Consider the following 1,395-nt stretch of genomic DNA (forward strand, 5'->3'; position numbering starts at 1 on the left):
GTCCTTCAAGACATGCACTAATCTTTCGGACGCCATCGCCGGCAAGCCGGCTCCTACAGGGATTTGAATTGTCTTGGAGAACCTCATGTTGAAGATTAATGGCGAACGCCTGTGGGCGAGTCTGATGGCGATGGCCGAAATCGGCGCCACCGCCCGTGGCGGCAGTTGCCGACTGGCCTTGAGCGATGAAGACAAGGCCGGTCGCGAACTGTTTGCCCACTGGTGCCGCGAAGCCGGCATGACCCTGAGCGTGGACGCCATCGGCAACCTGTTCGCCCGCCGCGCCGGCACTGACCCGGACGCTGCGCCGGTGATGATGGGCAGCCATCTCGACACTCAGCCTGAAGGCGGACGCTTCGACGGCGTGTACGGCGTGCTCGCCGGCCTCGAAGTGGTGCGCTGCCTCAACGACCTCGGTATCCAGACCCGCAAGCCGCTGGAAGTGGCGGTGTGGACCAACGAAGAAGGCGCGCGCTTCACCCCGGCGATGTTTGGCTCCGCAGTGTTCACCGGCATCATGCAATTGGAGGCGGCGCTGGCGGTGCGGGATGTCGACGGCATCAGCGTCGGTGATGAGCTGAAGCGTACCGGTTATGCCGGCGAGCGTCCGTTGGGCGGCGCGGTGGATGCGTATTTTGAAGCCCACATCGAACAAGGCCCGATCCTTGAAGACAACGCCAAGAGCATCGGCGTGGTCAGCGGCGGCCAGGCGATTCGCTGGCTCGACGTGCGGGTCGAAGGCATGGCCGCTCACGCCGGCACCACGCCGATGCCCCTGCGCAAGGATGCACTGTACGGCGTGGCGCGGATGATTCAGGCGATTGAAAGTCTGGCCACCGATTTCGCCCCGGAGGGCCTGACCACCGTCGGTGAGTTGAGCATCAACAAGTCGTCGCGCAACACCATTCCGGGGTTGGTGAATTTTACCGTCGACCTGCGTCATCACCGCGACGACGCCATCGACGCGATGGAGCAGCAAGTGCGCGCGCGGCTGCAGGCGATTGCCGACGGTCGCGGCCTGAACCTGACGATCACCCCGCACTGGATCAGCCCGGCGACACCGTTCGACGCAGACTGCGTGGCGGCGGTGCAGCACGCTGTGGATGCCCTGGGCTACGCTCAGCAATCGATTGTCAGCGGTGCCGGGCATGACGCGATTCACCTGGCGCGGTTCTGCCCGACGGCGATGGTGTTCATCCCGTGTGTCGGCGGCTTGAGTCATAACGAAGCCGAAGACGTGCTGCCGGAAGACGTGCGGCAAGGCACCGACGTGCTGCTCAACGCCGTGCTGTCCCGCGCCGGCAGAACTGAATAAACCCGGTCCCTGTAGGAGCGAGGCTTGCCCGCGAAGGCGTCAGCACAACATCGACGTTTGACTGACACACCGCCTTCGCG

At 64.3% G+C, this 1,395-nt stretch carries 1 protein-coding gene; it reads left to right on the forward strand.

Translation table 11 applies throughout. The annotated features are described in order from the left end of the window. The first annotated feature begins 85 nt into the window (after positions 1–85). On the forward strand, positions 86–1,315 hold the full coding sequence (locus tag KGB25_RS30365; protein ID WP_223438013.1) for a Zn-dependent hydrolase: 1,230 nt from the start codon (positions 86–88) through the stop codon (positions 1,313–1,315). The last annotated feature ends 80 nt before the right edge of the window (positions 1,316–1,395 follow it).

Origin of the sequence: Pseudomonas sp. BF-RE-21, assembly GCF_019947305.1 — a bacterium.
GTDB lineage: Bacteria > Pseudomonadota > Gammaproteobacteria > Pseudomonadales > Pseudomonadaceae > Aquipseudomonas > Aquipseudomonas migulae.

Coding starts and splice junctions, on each gene's coding strand:
- KGB25_RS30365 (WP_223438013.1), top strand. CDS start 86: ATGTTGAAGATTAATGGCGAACGCCTGTGGGCGAGTCTGATGGCGATG.